This is a genomic window from Streptomyces sp. NPDC051219 (assembly GCF_040682335.1).
GTDB lineage: Bacteria > Actinomycetota > Actinomycetes > Streptomycetales > Streptomycetaceae > Streptomyces.
In genome coordinates this window covers 1-3,331 of record NZ_JBFBAS010000076.1, presented here as the reverse complement: position 1 = coordinate 3,331, position 3,331 = coordinate 1, and the positions used below count along the sequence as shown (strand labels likewise).

The following is a 3,331-nucleotide window of genomic DNA, read 5'->3' as shown; positions in this document are numbered from 1 at the left end:
TCTCGGGGTTTGTTCGCTTTGACGTTGCGGACCGGGACGTCGGTGGTGCGCTTGATGACCCGGACCTGGCCGTCCAGCTCGACGGTGATCGTCGACTCCGCGACATACACGGTCACGGTCTGTCCCGCACAGGTCCGGCCGAGGGAGACGACCTGCCGGCAGACCATGACCGTGCCCGTCGCACTGACCCGCCGCTGCACGCGGACCGGCTCCACACCCGGCCTTGGCGGTGGGCCTGCGGGCCGCAGACCGCGCAGACGCCGGACCTCGTCGGGGCTGAGCGGATTGGGCCGCACCCGCAGCAGCTCCCGCGAGGACGGATCGAAGAACGACAGCGTCTCGTCATCGATCCGGATGCCCACCTGGCGGCCGCCCAGGATCTCCGCCGCCAGCACCTGATGCCCGCCCAGGCCCACCAGCCCGCTGTTGTTCACCACCCGGTCCACCTCGAAGGCCGCCCCGTCACCGGCAGGCAGCGGAGACGGCCCGGCCGCACGTCCTCCCCGAGCCGCAAGCACCGCCAGCTCCGCCACCGACAGGTGCGAACGCACCGTCTTGATCCGCGCCCCAGCGATCAGCAGATGGATCACCGAGGTATCGGCCCAGAACGTCACCGTCAACCCCGAGCGGTCCGGACCGAGCCAGAACTGCTTGCCCGCGACCTGCAGATTCCCACTCGCAGGCACCACCCGCTCGAACTCCACCGGCCCACCCTCCTGCACCGGCCCCACCTCGGACGCAGGGGCAGGAGCAAGCGCTACCTCGGCCCGATCCGGCATCACAGCAGCCGTCCGCTGCGGGACAACCGAGAGCACGCCCGGCAGCTTCATGCCAAGCACGCCCGATCCTGCTCGGGAACAGGCGTGAAGCGGTCCGCCGGCGACTGCATGTCCAGTGCCTGACGCGGACGCGAGGAGTTGTACTCCTCCACCCATCCGTCCAGCACTCGCTGAGCTGCCTCGATGCTCTCGAACGCACCGCAGTCGTCGAGGAGTTCACGCCGCAGTGTCTGATGGAACCGCTCGACCTTGCCCTTCGTGGTCGGCGACGCCGGCTGGGTCAGCCGGTGCGCGATCCCGTTCTCCCGACAGATCCGGTCGAACAGCACCTCACCACCCTGACCGAACCGGTCCGTGAACTGCTTACCGTTGTCGGTGAGCACCTCCTCCGGCACCCCGAACGCCTGCAAGGCCCGGGCGAACGCCGCACAGACCGCCCGCCCGGTCGCCCGCTCGACCACCGACGCGATCACGCAGTACCGGGAATGATCGTCCACACCGGTCACGACCTTGGCCTCGGACAACTCCCCGGTCAGCGGGTTCACCAGCATCACCCCGCCGACGATGTCCATCTGCCACAACTGCATCGGCCGATCCCGCTGCCACCGCTTGTAATCCGACCGCTTCCGACGACGAGCCCCCGGCTCCACCAGGCCATGCCGCACCAAGATCGGATACACCGTCATCCGCGACGGCACCGGGCTCACCGCCCCGGAACGCTCCAGCACATGAGCGATCCGTCGCGGACCCACCGAGGATGCTCGCGCCGCAGCTCGCACACAGCCGCCTCCACCTCAGCAGAGGCCTGATGCGGACACGAGGCCGGCCTGCGCGACCGGTCCGCCAACCCAGCCAGCCCCGCAGCCTCATACCGGGACTTCCACCCGCTCACCGTCTGCCGGGACACACCCAACCGCGCGGCGACCTCCGTCACCGTTGCACCCGCCAGCACCGCCAAAACGGCCCGGTACCTCTGCTCGACAACCGACAACTCCACCAGCGCCAATCCCGGCCTCCTGCCACACGCCGCAACGACGTGCACAGAAAAGCCGATCACGGCCACTGTCAACCATCAGCTGGGACCGAAGTGTCAAGCATCTCGCGGGACCGGACAGGCGGCGCGAGGAACGTGCGTTCAGATTTTCTCTACGAGGTTCAAGGCGGGCCCCGCCCGTCGGAGCTGGCCGCCGTCGCCGACAAGCCCACCGTTCACTCGGGAGGGCAGCGCGGCAGGTGGCGAGCCGCCTCTGTAGCCGGGGCGTGATCCAGGGCTGCGAGGGCGGCAACCGGGCAGATCGCCGGGCTGACCTGAATTGGGCTCCTGGCACAGCAAGCTGTCGCCTGCGACCGTCCTACGGCCGGATCGCAGGCAAGGGCCGACCAGGGGACCGACCCTCAACGTGCGCCGCGCAGACTCACCGAGGGCGGTGGCCGGCCCCGCCTCCAGCGGGAGCGATGCTTCCGGCGGCCCGCTGTCGGCGGACCCCTCCCCACCCGGCGCCTCCGCGCTGCCGCACTGGCGGGGGCACCAGCACCGCCCCGACGCCCGAGGACCGCCCTCCCCGGCGAACGGGCCGCCGGGGGAAGTACCAGACAGGACACACGCGGGGACAACGACCAAGTTCCTGGCAATCGTCGGGCGACTGCCCGCAAGCCAGCGGGGGTGAACCTCTGCCGATCTATCTGTCCGAGGCCGCGGGACCGTCCTACACTGCTGACGTGACCGCTGCATACGACTACGAGGACATGCACCACCTGGTGGACCGGCTCACCCCGACCCAGGTGCGACGCCTGCGCCTGCTCGTCACCCAGGATGAGGAATTGTCCCAGGTTGCCCAGTCGCTGCCGGCAGTCGACGCGAACGAGGCCGAGGAGTCGGTCCCGGCCGGGCTGCTGGCCCTGATCGGCAGCGTGAACGGCCCAGAGGATCTGGCTGAACGGCACGACGACTACATCCGCGAGCGGATGCGCGAGCGCTTCGGCGACTCGGCGTGATCGCCACGGTCCTGGACACCGGACCCCTGGCTGCGGCGTTCAACGCGGCGGACCGGCGTCACCCGGAGTGCGCCTCCCTACTGACCTCACTGACCGGCCGCCGTCTGCTGCCCAGCCCGGTCATGACCGAGGTCTGCTGGCTGCTGGAGCGCTGGCCCCAGGTCGAAGCGGCGTTCCTCGCCGAGGTCGCACGGGGAACATTCGAGCTGGTGCACCTCACTCCCACCGACCTGACGCGCATGGGTGAGCTGGTCCTCCAGTACGCCGACTTCCCGCTCGGCGGGGTCGACGCCTCGGTCATCGCGGTGGCCGAGCGCTTCGGCGTGGACCGGGTAGCCACCCTCGACCGGCGGCACTTCAGCGTCGTCAAGCCCGCCCACGTCCCCGCGCTGACACTCCTGCCATAGCCCGACCAGTGGTCTACACCTCTGACGGCAGCGCTGACGGCAACAAGCACGGACGCCAGGGCACAGCCACGCACGCCAGCGGAGCGCGAAACCACCGATGACCTGCGATAACGCAGATGGGAGGGGTCGCGTAGCACACGTACTATGTGC

At 69.6% G+C, this 3,331-nt stretch carries 4 protein-coding genes and 1 pseudogene; 2 read left to right on the top strand and 3 right to left on the bottom strand.

Going from position 1 to position 3,331, the window contains the following annotated elements; all coding sequences use genetic code 11:
• The 3 genes and pseudogenes from AB0M62_RS34715 to AB0M62_RS34705 form a co-directional block, all read right to left on the bottom strand.
• A pseudogene (locus tag AB0M62_RS34715) lies at positions 1-722 on the bottom strand (IS481 family transposase); the annotation flags it as partial.
• Between the two features lie 104 nt (positions 723-826).
• The gene (locus tag AB0M62_RS34710; protein WP_366078313.1) at positions 827-1,366 is read right to left on the bottom strand and encodes an integrase core domain-containing protein; all 540 of its coding nucleotides are present in this window, start codon (positions 1,364-1,366) and stop codon (positions 827-829) included.
• A gap of 116 nt (positions 1,367-1,482) precedes the next feature.
• Positions 1,483-1,713: a helix-turn-helix domain-containing protein gene (locus AB0M62_RS34705; RefSeq protein WP_366078314.1), complete on the bottom strand. Its 231-nt coding sequence runs from the start codon at positions 1,711-1,713 to the stop codon at positions 1,483-1,485.
• Between the two features lie 785 nt (positions 1,714-2,498).
• On the opposite strand from AB0M62_RS34705, the gene AB0M62_RS34700 reads away from it, so the two are divergent.
• Positions 2,499-2,774 carry a hypothetical protein gene (locus AB0M62_RS34700; protein WP_334476569.1) on the top strand — a complete coding sequence of 92 codons (276 nt, stop codon included), beginning with the start codon at positions 2,499-2,501 and terminating at the stop codon, positions 2,772-2,774.
• Entirely contained in the window at positions 2,771-3,181 is a 411-nt protein-coding gene (locus AB0M62_RS34695) for a PIN domain-containing protein (RefSeq protein WP_189897941.1), read from the top strand. Before AB0M62_RS34700 ends, AB0M62_RS34695 begins: the two co-directional genes overlap by 4 nt.
• Positions 3,182-3,331 lie beyond the last annotated feature (150 nt).